Below are 18284 nucleotides of genomic sequence, written 5' to 3'. Positions count from 1 at the left end.
ATCACGCCGAGCGATTCAGCGGGACGTCACCCGGTGCGAGACAGGACGCCGGTCATCGGCGAAAGCCTCCCTCTCCGATATTGCCCTGAGCGACCTGACCGGCCATGCGAAATCCGGAGTGCTCGGCCTCCACGTCGCTGGTTTCGAAGACTCAAAATTGTCTGCTAGATACTGTCTTCGCGATGAGAGGCGTGTAAAAACGCCAAGTATGGGTTGAAGCGCCGTGTCTGTGACGAGAAACAATCACTATGTGCCCCAATGGCATCAGACACGTTTTCTCCAGGGTGGGAGCAATACGCTCTCATATCTCGATTTGAAGCCGACTATGCACACCCGAGGCGACGGTACTCTGGTTCCTGGAAAATCGCTGTTTCAGACGCCTCCAGTGAGGGCATTTTGTACGCGAGATCTATACTCGACGTTCTTTGGAACCGACGTCAACGATGAGATAGAGCGGCGACTGTTCGGGGATATCGATGCTCGCGGTGCCGAGGCTATCCGGGCGTTTTCCGGCACGGATCAGACGGCCTGGCACGACAATTTCGAAAGCCTATTCCAGTATCTCGATATTCAGAAACTACGCACGCCCAAAGGATTGGCGTGGCTGCAAACACAGTATCCCGAACTGTCGCAGAATGAGTTGATGCTGGAGATGCAAAGTATCCGAATGCTTAACGTCGCCACTTGGACTACCGGCGTCCGCGAGATTGTTTCGGCGGAGAACTCACCGACAAAATTCATACTTACGGACCATCCCGTCACAGTCTACAACCACGCGGCGCCCCTCAGAGATCGTCGCAATGATTTCCCTGCCGACCCCTCTATCGCGCTAAAGGCGTCTCAGACGATTTATCCGATGGGACCGGATCACTGCTTGATCCTGACGAATCTTGAGTATGCGAAGGATCCTACCACCAATCCTTTGGAAAAGAGGACGTTCGCCAGGAGTTTCCAGCGCGCTCTGGTAAACACCATCAACTTCATCCGGACACGCCAGCTAACCGAGACGCAGGTGATCGAGATCAATTTCATCGCCAAGTCGCGGGCCAACCGATACATCGCCGCCGGTCAGAAGGAATGGCTCTATCCAGAAGCGTCGGTTACAAAATCTTGGCAGGATCTCCGCACTACTTTGCTGCCTCCTGAAGACGAACTTTTCCATTTTGGCGGGGAAATGTTCGTCGGTTACGAAGGCGGTCGGGTGCACTATCAAGATGAATTCGGCCGAGAAGAGGAGCCGCGCCCCTGGTTGACCAAGACCTTGCCGGAGGCGTCTCCGAAAAACAGGGACATCTGCCCTTGCGGTAGTGGTCTTAAGTTCTTGCAATGCTGCAAATTCAAACCAGCCCATCTCAGAACAAGCTGGAGCGAAAAGAGCATCCGAGAGCGGAACCTGATGCTCATGAGGGGCATCGAGAACCTGCTGGAGCTGGACGGCAAGGATTGGGATGATGTCCGATCCGAGATGACCGACGAGAAGATTTCAACGCTTTATAAGATCTATGCATCTCTCTGGCCTCGCGAAACCGATCTTCTATCGCTACTGCCCAAACCCGATGGCACGTTCAGATCGGTCTACACGGGCTCGCTGCACCCCAAGCTTATCGGCGAATTTGCCCTCGGATCGGCACTGTATTTTGGCGAGATCATCATCCAGCACCCGTTTACCAATCCCATGTCGCTCCGCGAGGAAAGACGACCCACCAACGATCCGAGCGCATACCGTGGTGAAGTCTTGAAGTCGCTTTTGACCTTCATCAGTATCTTCCCATTGGTGGAGCGCGGTTTGGTGCACCTCGTCCCCGATCCATGGGATTTCGACCTTCACCTTCGCGACCAGACGATGAATATGGCTGAGAGGCGCCGCGGAGATATCCGGTTCGACCGCGGCCTCGACCCGCGCATGGATGCGGTCTTCAAGGAAGATGCGCAGCGCATGATCATGGGGTTGCCGGACGAAGCTCTTTTGTCGCAATTCGCGAAAGTGCCAAGTTTGGATTCGTCGATCAATCCCGAAGATCTCATTATGCACGTGAGAGAGATGCGCAGGCGGGATCCACTAGGGGTACTCCAAGAGAATACCGTCGGCGACGGCGGTCAGCTCAACATGTTAAAGATGGCGCCGAACTTTGAAATGGCGATGTATCTTGCCCAGGCTACGGGCGCACAAATTCTCACCGACAGCGCCTTCAGATGGCTGGAGCTGCAAGGCGCATTGAACCGCCGCCATCTCGGCATCGCCCCGGCATTAGAGGAACTGCGAACCATGATACGCTCCAGTGCGATCCGGTTTCCGGTCGGCTTTTCTCCGATCGTTGAACTCCAGAGCGGAGGAGCATTTAACGGAGTCTCCTCGGCTCTCAGCAGTGCTTATCGATATCTCTTTAAAATTATGCCCGGTGCCTCTAAGCCCAATTTCGAATCTCAGCTCGCGGCTCGGTTTGAACGCGGCAGACGTCAGGCTGATGCCGCGATCGATAGCGCTAAAGTTCCGTATGCACTTGGGCGGGTGAGCAGCATCTTCCGGCTTGGCGGCCTTCAGGACAACACCATCAATCGCCTGCTTCTCATGTCGAGCTCGGAGCATCATCTTCAGTCTGTACCTATGGCCACCTACATCAGCCGTTGGCCGCAGGGAGATCAGAGATGACGTCAGGTGTTTCACAATCAAGCCACCGATTGCAGGAAGGGTCGTCTCGGATTCCAAATAACGGCTTCACGAATCCTAGTGAAATTCTGCTTTCTCGTAGCAGCTAGCTCCGATCAACTGCCAGATCTGGCGACGAAACGCTTAAGTTCCACCCTGTCCTCCGCGAGTGCGTGAAACCACCGGCTTGGATATTCTGTGCCGTATTCGTCGCCCACGCGCCCACTATCGATCAGCGGTATAATCTGCGCTATGGCCGGGTTGAAGCGTCTGAGAGGCCAGCCAGTTTCCGCATGAAGGGCGCCGACGTCGACAGCATCCGGACCAGCAAGGATACTCTCGGCCAATTTTGCAGCGTCCGCCACGGGGTCGTGCTGCTGTGTATGTGGGTCGAATGTTGCGAACAGGTCGGCAGTCGTCCGGACGCGTGGAACGTTGCTGCTGTAGTGTGTCGACGTAACGTACCCGTCTGCCGCAAGTTCTGCGATAGCCAGTTCCAGGTCGGCGACGGACTGGTCCTGAAACGCCTCACGGATGTCATCTCCTTCGATGATCGTGTCGTATCCGGTTTCGGACTGGCTTGATATCCATAGGCCAACATCGACTGCAAGTGGGCCGAGACCGGCTACCTGCAACGCTGGAGGATGAGATACCTCTGGCAAGGCGTCAATGATTGGTAGGCTCCCCGCTGGTCGGGGCGCATGGCCGTTGGCAAGCCAGCCGTCGGTACTGTCCACGACCATTTGGCAGACGGCACCGAACTGGAGGATATCCCGAGCAACCAGAGTTATGGTCTCGCCCAGCTTCGCATCGGCAGCGTGCTGAGCGAAGCTGGCGTCGGCGACACCGAGATTGTGTCCGATCACGTGACGCTTTTGGATGTTGAGCGTGAGAACTGCCAAGGTTGCCGTGTCCAGCGCGGAGAATGGATCAAAGCCGAATTCAGCAAACCGTTTCTGCGCCTTCTCAATATTTTGGAATGCATTGCCAACCGACTTCATAGGAGGCGAGCCGGCCGGACGACCAGATACCTCGTGGAGATAGGCCGTCTTGAGGCTCGCCTCGAATGCGGTCAGGACATCCTCATGGGCATTGCCTAGCAATCGATAGGCAAGCTCACCTTGCTCCGGCTCGAGGCGCTCTGCCAGTTCGACTTGTTGCCTCACGAGGTCAATTTCACGTGCGAAATGCAGGTGCAGGTTGGGCGCGCCGCAGTCAGGACAAAACAGCGAGATTGCGAAGACGCCGTAATCACGGCCGCACTCGTCGCAGACTATTTCACGCAGAAGATCCTTTCGTGCAAAGCGGGGCTTGGGACGGGGAGATTTCCGTGGACCAGCCTTTATCCCTACATGCTTACTGTTGGCGAATTTGCGCCCGAGGTTCGAGAACATGTCGTGGAAGGCCGCAGTGACGTCTTCCATTGCCGCATGGCGGACGGTGTCGATCGCCGCAGCCTTGTCGTCAGGGTGTGTGAATGCGTCGTCGTCCTCAATCACGCCGCTGTAGGGGCAGACCGTTCCGGGCTGGCCCGGCATATGCGTCATGCGAGCGGACATGGTCTCAGGAACCGGGAAGCCCGGCAGCCTGTTGCCCAAAACGAAGTGTCGTGGGAAAGCCCGCTCGTTTGGCGAGTATCGGTAGGCGCGGCCATCAGGCGTCAGCGGAACTGGGATGCCGAGCTGCATTTTCGCCGACGTGCCCCCGGTTCGGTAAATCTCAAGGTTCTTCATTCGCATCGATTTGCTCTGTCCCTCTACGGCAGCCGCTTGAAACGGCGTGAAAGTATCCGTGAATTTTTTAGGCAAATAGACTGTGACCCATAAGGTGCCCCCGGCTCCCGCGTCGAGAGCATCATAGCCCGGAGCACCACGAAGGAGCACTCGTTTGGTAAGGATTGTTGTGGATATTTGATGCCAGCAGCGGCGCCGGCTCCGTCATGTCGGTGGATGCGTAGGCCTTCTCGTCAATTACCCCCCTTCGGCGCCGAGAATTTGGAAATCCTCCAGCGTTACGCCGTAGACCTGTCTGAAGCTATCGTTACCCCATTTGTTCGCGCGGTCCTGATCGTAGCGCTCCGCGAGCCATCTGAAATCGCAAACGAATGGTCCGTCCTCGAGAATCCACTGGCGCGTCAGGTCGTACAGCGCCATGGATCCGTAGAACCTGTTGAAGGTCTCCATGACCGCTTTCTCGCTGCGGTCAGGCCATTTTCTAGGATAGACCCCGTTCCGATCGCCACGATCGCTGAATAGCGAGAGGTGCCTGAGCCACAAGGTTCGTGCTTCTGGCTTGTGCCGTTGTCCGGACATGTAGATGCCAGGCCAACAGAAGAACTCCGGATGGGCGAACTTGTCCTGACAAAATGCCACAAAATGCGACAGGAATACCCGGATAGGCACATTCACGGGAGAATATTCAAAGGTGCGGTATTCCTCCATCAGCGCAGCTAGGTCGGGCAGCTTTCCTGACCAGCCGCGAATGGCGTCCAAGGCTGACATCGGATGGTCGTAGCCGGTCAATTCCGTCAGCTCGTCTGCGACTGATAGATATTGTTCTCTGGAGAATTCGGTGATCGCCGTCTGTAGGTGCGGAAGTTCCCTCACTGCCTGGCAGATGCGGGTAAACCTGAGGCCTACATCCACGTCTGTGATGAATTCCTCGAAGTTTTCGATCTCTATCGGCATCCCGCGTGTCGGGTTTATGGCTAGATCGCAGACTAACAGAAACAGAGCGACCAAGGGATCATCGAGTCTTTCCGGCCACTCGGCGCCCGAAAGTTTCAGAAATGCGTCGAACGCCTCCACGTAGACGCCCGACAGGTAGCCTCGTTCCCGCCAGTCGCTCATGGTGAGCCGTTCTGATGAGCTAGCGCCGTCCAGAAATTGAAGCTGAACAAATCGAGCCTGGCCCTCATATACCGCCCGCATCCCCACGGCAGGGAGCTTCACCCGTGAGCGCCAATAGTATCCCTCGACCTTTTCTTCGCTAAGACGCGCGATCTCAGCATCCCAGCTATCGATGTCGGGCAGGACGCTGAATTCCTGATCGATCGTGCTGGCCAGAAGACCGACAAGCTGGCCGTAAACGATGAAGTAGCCATGACCTACGCACTGGAAATGCTTCTCCTCGATCATCCATCTGATGTTTTCGCGCGGGGACAAAGCATAGTGCTTGTAATATTCCACATCCAGGGCGTTGTTCACGGCAGTGTTTGCGGAGGCGAGCTTGGCCTGCGCGGCGTCGCCTTCCTGCATCAGCACTCGATCCGTGTAGGCCTTCAAAGGCTTGATCGGTCCGTTGGTCGCCAAGACCTTGCGCAAGTCTTCGATGCTGGAATGCGACTGGGCTAGATAGCTCAGGCTCAGAAGAAGCCCGGACGTCGATCCGACGTGCTGCCACCAGTGGATCGTCTCATGGATGTAGGTGGAGTAAGCCTGGATCGCTTCGGACGAGACGGGCACGGATATCGACTGATCCGTTTCGAACTGTTCAATCAGCGAATGGTTGAGCGGGCTTAGTCGCAGCACAAACCTCATGGTTTCGTACATGCCGTGGGCGTTCAGGCATGCAGCGAAGGCCGGCGTCAGTTCCCGCTTATCCGCGTTGGAATCCAGAAGCTCATGACGTAAAGCCATCGTATCGAGCAAAATCTTGTCCTCCGGCGGTCAGTGGTCACACCCTGGCGCCATCATGTAACATCTGCAACCGAAAATGGAGGCTAATCTCCATCAGGGAACAGGTGCCTTGAATTACCGGCCACTGAAACGGTTATCAGCAAAGTCGTAAGCAATCCAAACCGGCGGGCCGCGAGCGCCCTTAGCCTTGATCGCCCGCTCTGCAGAGTTTTCGCGCTTCTGCTGCACATAATCCGCATAGGTTCAGAGGCAGTTGACTTCAACCATATATCCATTATTCTGGATATATGGAAAGTAACACTGCGATAGCGGCCCTTGCGGCCTTGGCACAAAACACTCGCCTCGAGACGTTTCGGTTGCTCGTACGGCATGAACCGGATGGCATTCCGGCTGGCGAGCTCGCTCGGCTCCTCGATGTCCCGCAGAACACGATGTCGGCGCATCTTGCGACGCTGTCCCGTGCGGGGTTGGTTAAGAGCGAGCGCCAAAGCCGATCAATCATCTACCGGGCCGACCTGGACGGCCTGCGCGACCTGACACTATTCCTGCTGAAGGACTGCTGCGGCGGATCGACGGAGCTTTGCGCTCCCCTGATCGCAGAACTGACGCCATGCTGCGCGCCGGGGGCGAGCCCATGTTGAGCGCGATCGCATTGCACGAAGTGGGCGGGAGCGACGCTCGTCTCCGCGAAGCGCTCCGTGCAGCGGATCTCCCGACCGATGACATTGAAGACGATGGCCGCACTTTCTTTGAAGCAGTCGCAGGCGACGGCCAAACGATCGGATATGCCGGCCTCGAACGCTGCGCCGGCGATTATCTGCTGCGGTCTGTTGTCGTTCTGCCGGCACATCGGAGTCATGGGGTCGGACGAGCCATCGTCGAGGCAACCCTGCGTGACGTCGATGGCAATGTCTTCCTCGCGACCACAAGCGCCGCCCCGTTCTTCTCGGCCATCGGGTTTTCCGAGGTTCCGCGGGCCGAAGTGCCGGCTGCGGTGCTCGCGACCCGTCAACTATCATCCATTTGCCCATCGTCGGCGACCATCATGAAGCTCAACAGGCCTCCGACTTAACCACGGACCACGACCATGACTGACAAGACCTATAACGTGCTGTTCCTCTGCACGGGCAATTCCGCTCGCTCTATTCTCGCCGAGTCCATCCTCAACAAAGAGGGCAGCGGCCGGTTCAAAGCCTATTCCGCCGGCAGCCAGCCGAAGGGCGAAGTCAATCCGCACGCGCTGAAGGAACTGGAAACGCTCGGCTATCCATCGACGGGTTTCTCGTCGAAGAGTTGGGACGTGTTCGCCGAGGCAGGTAGCCCGGAGATGGATTTCATCTTTACCGTCTGCGACAGCGCAGCCGGCGAAGCGTGCCCGATATGGATCGGCCATCCGATGACCGCACATTGGGGCGTCGAGGATCCCGCGGCCGTCGTCGGATCTGAAGTTGAGATCCAGCGTGCTTTCGCCCAAGCCGCACGGTTTCTGAAGAATCGGATCACCGCCTTCATCAACCTGCCCATAGCTTCGATCGACCGCCTGGCCCTCGAACAGCACGTTCGCCAGATCGGTTCATTGGAAGGCGCATCGGTCAAATCCCCGAGGGCCGAGTAAGATGTCAACATTTGAACGATACCTGACCGTCTGGGTTTTCCTTTGCATCGCCGTCGGCGTCGCCCTCGGTCACGTGATGCCCGGCGTCTTCCAGATCATCGGGGGCGCCGAGATCGCCAAGGTCAACATCCCCGTCGCGATCCTTATTTGGCTAATGATCATCCCGATGCTGCTGAAGATCGATTTCCGGTCGTTGGCGCAGGTCGGCTCCTATTGGCGCGGGATCGGCGTCACGCTGATCATCAACTGGGCGATCAAACCGTTCTCCATGGCTTTGCTGGGATGGCTGTTCGTCGGCTGGCTCTTCCGGCCATATCTGCCCTCGGATCAGATCGACTCTTATATCGCAGGGCTGATCATCCTTGCCGCAGCACCCTGCACGGCCATGGTCTTTGTATGGTCGAACCTGACGCGAGGCGAGCCGCTGTTCACTCTGTCGCAGGTCGCCTTGAACGACGCCATCATGGTCGTCGCCTTCGCACCGATCGTCGGCCTGCTGCTCGGTCTCTCAGCCATCACCGTTCCCTGGGCAACGCTTGCCCTGTCGGTCGCGCTCTACATCGTGGTTCCGGTCATCATCGCCCAGGTGCTGCGGAGCTACTTGACGGCCGACGGCACAACAGGCGCGCTTGATCGCTTGCTTGCGAAGCTGCAGCCGGTATCGCTTGTCGCGCTGCTCGCCACGCTCGTGCTTCTCTTCGCCTTCCAGGGCGAGCAGATCATCGCCCAGCCGGCCATCATAGCGTTGTTGGCTGTGCCGATCCTGATCCAGGTCTACCTAAACTCTGGACTGGCCTACCTCTTGAATCGCATGGCAGGCGAGCGCCACTGCGTCGCCGGGCCGTCAGCGCTCATCGGCGCCAGCAACTTCTTCGAACTTGCAGTTGCCGCCGCCATCAGCCTGTTCGGGTTTCAGTCGGGCGCGGCACTCGCCACCGTCGTCGGTGTCCTGATCGAGGTGCCCGTAATGCTGTCGGTCGTCTGGATCGTGAACCGCTCGAAGCATTGGTACGAGACATCCCCGGCCGTTTCCCGCAATACCATCATCGAAAGGCCCTGACCATGGACGCCACCATCTATCACAATCCCGCCTGCGGCACGTCTCGCAATACGCTGGCGCTGATCCGCGCCGCCGGGATCGAACCCACCGTCATCGAGTATCTGCAGGACCCGCCTTCGCGCGAGCAGCTCTCGAAGATGATCGCAGATGCCGGCCTGACGGTCCGCGAAGCGATCCGTGAGAAGGGCACGCCCTATGCAGAACTCGGCCTCGACAATCCGGGCCTGATGGAAGAGCAATTGCTGGACGCGATGATCGCCATCCCGATCCTGATCAACCGACCACTCGTCGTCACGCCGCTCGGCACCAGACTTGCCCGCCCCTCGGAGGTCGTCCTCGACATTCTGCCGGCAGACGCCTTCAAAGGACCGTTCACCAAGGAAGACGGCGAACAGGTCCTCGACCAGTATAGCGCGGCGATTAGGATGAGACGCGGGCGACAATCTGGATGAGATTCTTAGGTCGCGGTCGGGGTCAGATTATCATGCTGATTGTCGCTGACAAGTTCTTCGTCATTTTCTGATTGCCGCTCCGCGACAGACAGCGTTGAGGTCCTGATTGTCGCAAACGAAGCGGGTCGGCCTCGCTGGCGCTTTTCCTCAAGTGCTGCTCTGCGGCGATAGCTTTCGACATTCATCTCGAAGATCGTGGCATGGTGCACGAGCCGGTCGACTGCGGCGAGTGTCATGGCAGGATCGGGAAAGACCCTGTTCCACTCTCCGAACGGCTGATTGGCGGTGATCAGGATCGACCTGTGCTCGTATCGGGCCGAGATCAGTTCGAAGAGCACACTTGTTTCCGCCTGGTCCTTGGTGACGTAGGCGAGGTCATCGAGGATGAGCAGGTCGTATTTGTTGAGTTTGTCGATGGCTGATTCAAGCTGGAGTTCTCGACGGGCAACCTGAAGCTTCTGCACAAGATCGGTGGTTCGGGTGAACAGGACCCGCCATCCGTTCTCAATCAGCGCGAGACCGATGGCAGCAGCAAGATGGCTCTTTCCTCCGCCGGGCGGACCGAACATGAGGATGTTCGCTCCCTTGGCGAGCCAACTGTCGCCGGCGGTAATTGCCATGACCTGGGCCTTCGAGATCATAGGTACAGCGTCAAAGGCGAAGCTGTCCAAGGTCTTTCCAGGCGGCAGGTGCGCTTCGGCGAGATGCCGTTCAATCCTGCGATTTGCATGTCAATCGGCGTCGTAACGGGACCCCTTATCGGCTCCCAAAAGGGACCCCTGCCTCTAGTTGCATCGGGTCAGCGCGCGTAGGCCCGGGGCTCTCCATTTAGCGCAAGGGCCTGCGGGCGCGGGTTGTTTGTCTTTTCGGCTTTAGCTTTGAGAGCGGTTTTTAAAGCGCCAGGATTCGTTCCCGGTTTCCACGATCTCGCAATGGTGGGTGAGCCTGTCGAGCAGAGCGGCGGTCATCTTGGCGTCGCCGAATACGGCCGGCCACTCGCCGAAGGCCAGGTTCGTCGTGACGATGATGGACGTCCGCTCGTAGAGCCTGCTGATGAGGTGGAAGAGGAGCTGGCCGCCCGCCTGGGCAAATGGGAGATAGCCCAGTTCGTCCATGATGACGAAGTCGAGCCTGGTGATGAAGTCGGCCAGCCGTCCCTGTTTGCCGCTACGTGCCTCCGTCTCGAGCCGATTGACGAGGTCGACGACGTTGAAGAAGCGGCCGCGTGCGCCATTGCGGATCAGAGCACGAGCAAGGGCGATGGACAGGTGAGACTTTCCCGTGCCGGTTCCGCCGACCAGAACGATATTGTGCTGCTCGGCGAGGAAGGCCCCGGTTGCGAGTTGGCGCACCAGGCCTTCGTTGACCGGCGTGTCGGTGAAGTCGAAGTCGTCGATGTCCTTGGCCAGCGGCAGCTTGGCGACGGTGATCTGGTATTTGATGGAGCGCGCTTGCTTCTCGGCGATCTCCGACTGAAGCAGGTCACCGACGATGCGCGGCGGTTCGTGCTGTCGCTTGATGCCGGAGGCCATGATCTCGTCATAGGCGCTACGCATGCCGAACAGCTTCAGCGTGCCCATCATGTCGAGGATTTGGGATCGTTCCATATCAGCTTGCCCTCCTCAGGCTGTCGTAACGGGCGCAGTCGGCCAGAGGCTCATGGGTCAGGCGAAGCGCATCGGGGATGGAAAGGATGGCGGCCGGCTGCGGATCACGCTTGCGGGCCAGAATGTTGATGATGACGGCGGCCGAGAACACGCCCTGATCGATCGCCTCCTGGCAGGCCGCTTCGACGGCGGGGAGCCCGTCCAGGCCCACGCATTCGAGGATCGACACCATCTGCCGGTCGCCGTCATGCATTGCCTTCAGCCGGCGGCGCACCTTCTCCATGGCGGCGGGCAAAACCCAGTCGTGGAACGGCGCACCGTTGCGCAGTGCTCCCGGTTTGCGGGTCAGGACCGGCACGTAATGCCAGGGATTATAGATCGTCTCGCCACGGCCGAAGCAGCGATCGTGTTGGCCGATTTCCACGCCATCCTGCCGGATGACGATGCGATCTGCATAGGCATGTATCTCGGCAGGGCGGCCGACTGCCGTAGACAGTACCGAGTATTTGTTGTTGTCGAAACGCACGAGGCAGGTCTTGCCGATCGAGGCCTGCACAGCGTGGAAGCCGTCGAATTTGCCGGGATAGCCGACCAGGTGCGGCCGCTCCGCATCGAACACCTCCCAGATCGTGCGCTCCGTCTGATCGACGTGCTTATGAGCGCGGGCGTAACTGATGCACTTGTCCAGCAACCAGCCATTCAGTTCATCGTAGGATTTGAAGCGCAGTCGCGGCGTGAAGAAGCGTTCGCGCACCAGATTGACCTGGTTCTCGACCTGGCCTTTCTCCCACCCCGACGCCGGCGTGCAGGCCACCGGTTCGATCAGGTAATGGCTGCACATCTGTAGGAAGCGGCGATTGTATTGCCGTTCCTTGCCGACGAAGACCGTCTCCACCGCGGTCTTCATATTATCATAGATGCCGCGCGTGCAGGCCCCGCCGAAGAAAGCGAACGCCCTGTCATGGGCGTCGAAGACCATCTCTTGCGTCTCGCGCGGATAGGCTCTCACATACATCATCCGGCTGTGGCAGAGCCGGATATGCGCAACCTTCACCGTCGTCGTCACGCCGTTCAGCACGACAATCTCGTGGCTCCAGTCGAACTGGTAGGCCTCGCCCGGCGCGTAATAGAGCGGCACATAGGCTTGCGCCGTCACGGACCCGCGCTCCTTCGCCCATGTTCGGGCGTAACGCCGGACTGTGTCGTAACCGCCCTCGTAGCCGAGGTCGCGCAAGTCCTCGAATATCCGGATCAGTGTCAGCCGTTCGCGAGAAGATTTGGCCTCATTGGCGAGGAGCATTCCATCGAGCTGACCGCGCCAGGGGCCGAGCTTCGGCTGAGGTTGACGGGTCCGTTCGTATTTGAACTCCGTCTCATCGGTGCGCAAAACCTTCCGCACCACTTTCCGCGATATGCCCAACTCCCGGCAGATCGCCTTGATCGACTTGCCCTGAACATGGGCTAGCCGCCGTATCTTCAGAATTGTTTCCACAATAAGCATCCGAACAAAAAGCCTCCGATGAAACCGGAGGCTGTTGTAACCCCATTGCAAATGGGGGTCCCGTTTGGACGCCGATCACCCCATGTGCGGGGTCCTTATTCCATGCCTAATCACACTTCGAATCCTTCGTAGCGCCTGTCGTTCTGGCAGCGATCTTGGCGACGTCGTCCTCGCCAAGCTGTTCCTTTTCCAGCAGTTCGTCAGCGAGTTCGTCAAGGAATGCTGAGTGTTCGACGAGGATAGCGTAGGCGCGCGCATACTGCTCCTGCAGGATTTCGTTGATCTCTTCCATGAACTCCACGGGCAGTCGAGACAACCGCTTCGCGTCTACATGCCGGGATTCCATCAAGAACTGAAGCCGCTTCCCCATTCCATACGATGCGACCATTCGGGACGCGACGACGGTTGCGAACTCCAAGTCGCTTCCCACGGACACGGCGAAGCCGTTGGATCGAGACCCAAGCCTAAATTCTTCCGCCGCTCCGCCGGCCAGCGCGCGGCATATTAAATCCCTGAAATCGGCGGGCGTCGATGGCGGATCTTCGTCCCCTGGGTAATCGTACTCCGCCAAGCCGGGCGGCATATCTCGCCTACTGATATCGCGAACCCTCCGCCGTATGCGGACTTTAACTCTGCACGTTGGATTGAGAGCGGTGGCGACAACGGCATGACCAGCTTCGTGGAAGGCGACACGACGGGCATAGGCTGATGACATCTCTCGTACAGGCGGAAGAGAGTCGATCAGATCGGCAATCGCCAACGCTTGGCCTCGTGCTCTGCTTCGTGCCTTCGCTTCTCTCGAAAGCATTTCCAGGTCCGCACCTGTCCAACCGCCGAGGTCAGCAGCAATGTCGCTGAGTTCAGCCTCGGCGTCCGCTAGTCCCAAATGGAACTGGAGGATATCGGCTCGTTCTCTGCTATCTGGGAGGTCGATCTTGATGTGGCGTTCTATGCGACCGCTGCGTAGAAGGGCAGGATCGATTGCCTCCCGGAAATTGGTTGCTCCGATCACGAAAATCCTGTCTCGCCCTTCTGCTCCATCGATCAACTCCAACAGGAAATTTACGACCTGTCGGCTGTATCCGACATGCTCTCCCGTAAACTTCTCCCGATCACCGATCGAATCGAGCTCGTCGAGAAAGATGATCGACGGCTGCTGCGCTCGTGCTCTCTCGAAAGTTTCGCGCATTGCTTTCAGCAGATCGCCGAGATGACCGGCCGACTGCCAGCGCGAGACCGACGCCGAGATCAGTGGCAGGGATGCGGACCGGGCGAAAGCCTGGGCAAAAAGCGTCTTGCCGGTGCCGGGCGGGCCATAGAGAAGGACACCACGCGGGATAGTCGACCAGTCAATCCCGCCCGTCTGAAAATGGCGAATGTCGGAGATGAACCTTTGGGCCCAGATCTTAGCTGACGTGTAGCCTGGCAGTTCCTCCAGCCGGGGCCCGGCGCCCACCGATCCCTGGGCTGAGGCTGACAGCAAGTTCCGGACGTCAATTTCGGAAATGCTATGTTTGCACGCGACCGGCACGAGCAGTTGGAAGTCCAAATTGATGATCGCCCGCGCCGTGTTTTCGCTGACTGGAACGCGCCGGAGCATCCGCCTCACTGCGTGAACGTGTTCAACGGTGGGGGGCGCAAGGTCGACGGTCGCATCAGCGACCAGCGCCAAGTCGGAGGTTATCTCGGACCGGCTGCGAGCCAGGATGACGATGACATCGCGCTTGCCGAATTCTTCCATCAACGAGTTGTCGTCTTTGGACTTCTTCTTGTCGGTAGTGTCCAAGATATGAACAAGTGCCTTTCGTTCAAATCGGCGAAGCCTTGATCTGACATCCAGCGTCCCGGCAGCAAGCATTTCCGCTGCCTTGCGATGACTATCAGTCGCGGCGCTGCCACCCATGACTACGATGATGGTTGCAGGAGCGCCTTGCATGAAGCCATGCTGCGACCGCAACGATCGACGAAGGGCCGCATACGCCAGGACGAGCGCAGGCGATTTGCGTATGATCTCGAGTGCACTCTCTTTCCTCAGTCCGACCAGGGTGCGAAGCGCCGCGGCCCTACCTGTCATCTGGATGGCTCCAGGCCTTCAAGGTGTCTGCAGCCCATTCGCTCGGATTTCCGAGCCGATACCAACGAAGCATGGAACGAGCGACATTTTCCTCGACGGACAGGAGCTCCAGCGGCGCGGTGAAGCTGAGCCATTCCGAGGATCTCGGGTCAGGGTTCTTTGGATCGTGTATGTAGCCCGTCAGCATGGGTGCCGGGTAATTCTCGATCGCCCACTCTTCGATGATCGGCGTCTCGAACGGGTCAAGCACCGGCATGCAACGCTCTTTCAGTATCCGGCGCAAGTCGGATGAAAGCAGATTCGCGGCGTCCGCGCGGCGCCTTATCGACCGCAAGGTGGAGTTCGCGTCTTTCTCCCCAAAACGAAGTATTCGCATCCCGCTATCCTTCAAAACCGGAGCCAGTGGGCTCCTTGCGCTGTTTAGTGATCTGGTTCGGAGAGCCAAGTCGATACCAGCGGCTACGGGTCCGCACGAAATGCTCGTCCTCGGAATGAAAGTGAGCGAAGAGTTCGCTGGTCATAATCCTATCGCCATTTGGAAGGGATGGATGCCCTTCGACATTGCCATCGAGGCTCGGGACCTTTCTGAAGCTGTAAGCCCAGAGGTCAAGAATGGGGACAGCCATAATGGACGGCGCCGACATTGAGCCACTCTGCAGGCGTCCGAGATCGGCCACCAGCCGTATCAGTTGGGAAATATGTTCTTTCATTTTTGAATGCATGATTCGCTCTGCTCCCGACCGTGGCGCGAAACCGCAAGGATTCGCGACTCATTTGGCGACATTTTGACGCCAATAGCGCCATGTAGAGCGGAATATCTGTTGGGCGTCAACATTTGTTGACAACAGCTTTTGCCTAAGCTGCGGAAGCGTGCTTATGAATCCTTATGCCGCAAGTCCCCGCGATTATGATGAAAGCAGCCAGGGAGTTTCTCGGCCTCAGTCAGGACGACGTCGAGGCAGTTTTTGGCATGTCCCGAAAGACGATCCAGCGAATGGAGAAGCGCATGGAGGTAAGCGAACAATACGTCGCCGCTCTTCAGCGTTTCTATGAGGAGCAGGGCATAACTTTCGTTCCACCCACTGATGAAAGAGGGTGGGGAATGTACAATGCGAACTTGAACGGCGTAGAGCAATCGTTGAACAAGCTCGAAAGCGTCCCGATGCCGAAGCGCAAAAAGGCGCACGTATCGTCGGCCACAACACACGCCCAGTCAGCTACAGATAATGAAGCGGGCGGGACGCCTGAAGACCCCCCTTACGTCAAATCTTAGTGCAGAGTGTCAAAGCCTACCTCCGCTGCGCGTCGGCAGGTACATGAAGCGGACGGGCTTCGCCCGACATTTGTTTTGTATCCAAGCCCGTCCGGCTCTTAGCGATTGATGGCTGAGCCTGGGCTTGGATACGAACAAGGACATAAGGAATCTGCCTGCGGCAGATACTTCTTTTTTTGGTGCGCATATGCATGCGCCAGCGCATTGCAACGGGAATGCCTGCTAAAAAGACAATGGATTCTCCTGCTCCTAATTTGCCCGAATTTCGAAAATAAGTGAAAACAGTTAGCGCCATCGCTCCACGTCGCACCGTGTTGCGGAAAAGCCGGGAAAGGTCGCGCATCCCAGGTCCACAGATAGATCCGGCTCGTATCCACCATCGCGGTATCGCCATTTTCCCAGTGCCCCAGATGCGCCTCCAGAAAACGCCGCTGCTGGCTGTCCGCCCTGCCTTTGCGGGAAAAATGGGGAAAGGCGTTTTCCGTCGATTTCGGATCGGGAAAGACATTGGGGCGTGTCGCGCTCTTGTCCACCGCCGGGCAGCCGAGTTCCGTAAACCAGATGGGCTTCGAGCCCGGCCTCCATGCGGTCGGCGTGGTGCTCTCCTTCCCGCCGGGCCGATCGTAATGGAGATTTTCCCACCAGTTTCGAAGGTCCTTGTAGCGGAATACCCCTGGCTTTGCCGTTGTGCCATCGGCAATGGGGGTTCGCCGCCGGGCCGTGCGGTCGGCTTCGCTTGCATAAAACCAGTCGAAACCCTCGCCAGCCGTAACGGCGCGGCGGAAGGCCACAGCGTCATCCGGGCCGGTCATGCCATCAGGATTGCCGTTTGCGGCATCTTCGTCGCGCCAGTCGGAGAGCGGCATGTAGTTGTCGATGCCAATGGCGTCGATGTCGGGGCTCGCCCAGAGCGGATCGAGATGGAAGAACACGTCCCCAGAGCCGTCGGCCGGCTGGTAACCGAAATATTCGCTCCAGTCCGCAGCATAGGTGAGCTTCGTCGCCCTTCCGACGACAGCCCGTACATCGCGCGCGAGCCGCACCAGCGCCTCCACGAAGGGAAAGGCGCCGTTGTCGTCGCGCAACCCCGTCAGCCCCCGCAGTTCGGAACCGATCAGGAAGGCGTCGACGCCTCCCGCTTTTACCGAGAGGTCGGCGTAATGCAGCACCATGCGTCGATAGCCCTCGGCGCGGGAACAGAAACGATCGATCTCCAGCCGCGCACCCGCGGTACGATCGGCCGATCCGGGCCTCCCGGGTGCGGGAAAGCAGGTGATGCGCCCCCGCCAGGCATAGGCGTCCTGTTCGGCCTTGCCATAGGGATCCGGCAGCCCGTTGCCCGCCGGCACGTCCATCATCACAAAGGGATAAAGGCAGACCTTCAGGCCCCGCGCCTTAAGGTCGGCTATCGCCTGCAGCACGCCTTCATCATTCGGCGTGCCGCCATAGGCGGGACCGCCATGATGATGGCTGACCGGATGCGCCCCGGCGCGTGTGAGGCCGGCAACGGACCACGGCGCCGTCTCCCCCTCCCGGTCCCCCACTTCAACACCCGGCAGGATGCGGCATTCGCCCGCCCGCATATCCGTGCCGAACCAGCTCACCACCAGCGCCACGCTTTGAAGAGCGGGGCAAAGCGCCTGCAATTCATCGATGGCAGCGCGCCAGTCCGTCTCGGCCGTCAGGCCGTTACGGTTCATCACGCGGCTTTCACCCATGCCCGTATGCTCGGAAACCGGCACGGTTGCGTAACCATGTTCGGTTGCGCCCGGAATGACGGTCACGGCGCGGATCGATTTCTCCAGCCCGCCGACCGGCCGCACCACCTCGAACTGCATGAGCGGAATGCGGTTGCCATAGGCTTCAAGCGGCAGGCGCTCGATGACGACATAAGCGAGGCCGCGAAAGGCGGGAGCATTGCCGCTCCCCTGTTTCGCCTCGATCAGCGGATCGGGCAATTGCGTTGCGCTGCCGGGATAAAAGCGCATCTCGATGCCGGTCAGGTCAATTTCGCGCCCATCGGCCCAGACGCGCCGCACGAGGGCCGCCTCCCCCTCGCAGAGACCGATGGCGAGATTGGCGAAATATCGATAGGTCTCCGTCCTTGGGCCGCGGTTGCCTTTGCCACCACGTCTCTGCACGACACGGCTTTCTTCGAAACGTGTCGCCCAGATCAGGGTGCCGCCGATCCTCGCCGTACCGTAAAGCCGGTTTATCGCGGCGCCTTCATCCGCACCGGGAATACGCGCGGCCGAGAGCCGTGCCCCGGACACGGTGCGACCGTCTGAAAGCAAGGCGCGATCCACGGCGTTGCCAGCCAGCGCGCCGGCCGCACGCCCGATGATCGCTCCCACGGGCCCGAAAATACCGCCGAGCGCCGCACCTGCTGCCTGAAATAGTATGGTTGCCATGCCTGC

At 58.8% G+C, this 18284-nt stretch carries 14 protein-coding genes and 2 pseudogenes; 7 read left to right on the top strand and 9 right to left on the bottom strand.

What is annotated here, in order from left to right; translation table 11 throughout:
• The first annotated feature begins 223 nt into the window (after positions 1–223).
• Positions 224–2650 carry a DUF4238 domain-containing protein gene (locus tag EGT36_RS11535; protein WP_125270424.1) on the top strand — a complete coding sequence of 809 codons (2427 nt, stop codon included), beginning with the start codon at positions 224–226 and terminating at the stop codon, positions 2648–2650.
• A gap of 113 nt (positions 2651–2763) precedes the next feature.
• Here EGT36_RS11535 and EGT36_RS11530 read toward each other — a convergent pair whose 3' ends face one another.
• A complete protein-coding gene (locus EGT36_RS11530; RefSeq protein WP_125270423.1) occupies positions 2764–4380 on the bottom strand; it encodes a hypothetical protein in 1617 nt (538 codons plus the stop codon).
• 237 nt (positions 4381–4617) lie between these two features.
• Positions 4618–6297: a hypothetical protein gene (locus EGT36_RS11525; protein ID WP_210211227.1), complete on the bottom strand. Its 1680-nt coding sequence runs from the start codon at positions 6295–6297 to the stop codon at positions 4618–4620.
• A gap of 275 nt (positions 6298–6572) precedes the next feature.
• On the opposite strand from EGT36_RS11525, the gene EGT36_RS11520 reads away from it, so the two are divergent.
• Genes EGT36_RS11520 through arsC form a run of 5 tightly spaced genes read left to right on the top strand, consistent with a single transcriptional unit; the run spans position 6573 to position 9412 of the window.
• Positions 6573–6926 (top strand): ArsR/SmtB family transcription factor, encoded by a 354-nt coding sequence (locus EGT36_RS11520; protein WP_099057166.1) that lies wholly within the window; start codon positions 6573–6575, stop codon positions 6924–6926.
• Positions 6920–7357, top strand: coding sequence for an arsenic resistance N-acetyltransferase ArsN2 (gene arsN2, locus EGT36_RS11515; RefSeq protein WP_125270422.1), 438 nt, complete (start codon positions 6920–6922; stop codon positions 7355–7357). The genes EGT36_RS11520 and arsN2 overlap by 7 nt, the downstream gene beginning before the upstream one ends.
• Before the next feature lie 15 nt (positions 7358–7372).
• Positions 7373–7900 (top strand): arsenate reductase ArsC, encoded by a 528-nt coding sequence (locus tag EGT36_RS11510; protein WP_125270421.1) that lies wholly within the window; start codon positions 7373–7375, stop codon positions 7898–7900.
• Position 7901: 1 nt separating this feature from the next.
• Entirely contained in the window at positions 7902–8960 is a 1059-nt protein-coding gene (gene arsB, locus EGT36_RS11505; protein ID WP_125270420.1) for an ACR3 family arsenite efflux transporter, read from the top strand.
• A gap of 2 nt (positions 8961–8962) precedes the next feature.
• Entirely contained in the window at positions 8963–9412 is a 450-nt protein-coding gene (arsC, locus tag EGT36_RS11500; RefSeq protein WP_125270419.1) for an arsenate reductase (glutaredoxin), read from the top strand.
• 5 nt (positions 9413–9417) lie between these two features.
• On the opposite strand, the pseudogene istB (EGT36_RS11495) reads toward arsC, so the two are convergent.
• From istB (EGT36_RS11495) to EGT36_RS11470, 6 genes and pseudogenes are all read right to left on the bottom strand, one after another.
• Positions 9418–10140, bottom strand: a pseudogene (gene istB, locus EGT36_RS11495) (IS21-like element ISRel5 family helper ATPase IstB); the annotation flags it as partial.
• Between the two features lie 144 nt (positions 10141–10284).
• A complete protein-coding gene (gene istB / locus EGT36_RS11490; RefSeq protein WP_003501246.1) occupies positions 10285–11019 on the bottom strand; it encodes an IS21-like element helper ATPase IstB in 735 nt (244 codons plus the stop codon).
• A gap of 1 nt (position 11020) precedes the next feature.
• A complete protein-coding gene (gene istA / locus EGT36_RS11485; RefSeq protein ID WP_052821263.1) occupies positions 11021–12520 on the bottom strand; it encodes an IS21 family transposase in 1500 nt (499 codons plus the stop codon).
• A 106-nt stretch (positions 12521–12626) separates the two neighbouring features.
• Complete coding sequence (locus tag EGT36_RS11480; RefSeq protein ID WP_125270418.1) at positions 12627–14594, bottom strand: AAA family ATPase; 1968 nt, start codon at positions 14592–14594, stop codon at positions 12627–12629.
• Entirely contained in the window at positions 14584–14850 is a 267-nt protein-coding gene (locus EGT36_RS11475) for a hypothetical protein (RefSeq protein ID WP_125270417.1), read from the bottom strand. Before EGT36_RS11475 ends, EGT36_RS11480 begins: the two co-directional genes overlap by 11 nt.
• Positions 14851–14974: 124 nt before the next feature.
• The gene (locus tag EGT36_RS11470) at positions 14975–15316 is read right to left on the bottom strand and encodes a hypothetical protein (protein ID WP_125270416.1); all 342 of its coding nucleotides are present in this window, start codon (positions 15314–15316) and stop codon (positions 14975–14977) included.
• Between the two features lie 185 nt (positions 15317–15501).
• On the opposite strand from EGT36_RS11470, the gene EGT36_RS11465 reads away from it, so the two are divergent.
• Positions 15502–15867 carry a helix-turn-helix domain-containing protein gene (locus EGT36_RS11465; protein ID WP_208759497.1) on the top strand — a complete coding sequence of 122 codons (366 nt, stop codon included), beginning with the start codon at positions 15502–15504 and terminating at the stop codon, positions 15865–15867.
• A 284-nt stretch (positions 15868–16151) separates the two neighbouring features.
• Here the strand turns inward: EGT36_RS11465 and EGT36_RS11460 are convergent.
• A pseudogene (locus tag EGT36_RS11460) lies at positions 16152–18278 on the bottom strand (baseplate multidomain protein megatron); the annotation flags it as partial.
• Positions 18279–18284 lie beyond the last annotated feature (6 nt).

Origin of the sequence: Agrobacterium sp. FDAARGOS_525 (genome assembly GCF_003938925.1) — a bacterium.
Classification (GTDB): Bacteria; Pseudomonadota; Alphaproteobacteria; order Rhizobiales; family Rhizobiaceae; genus Agrobacterium; species Agrobacterium pusense.
This window is presented reverse-complemented; position numbering and strand designations above follow the sequence as displayed.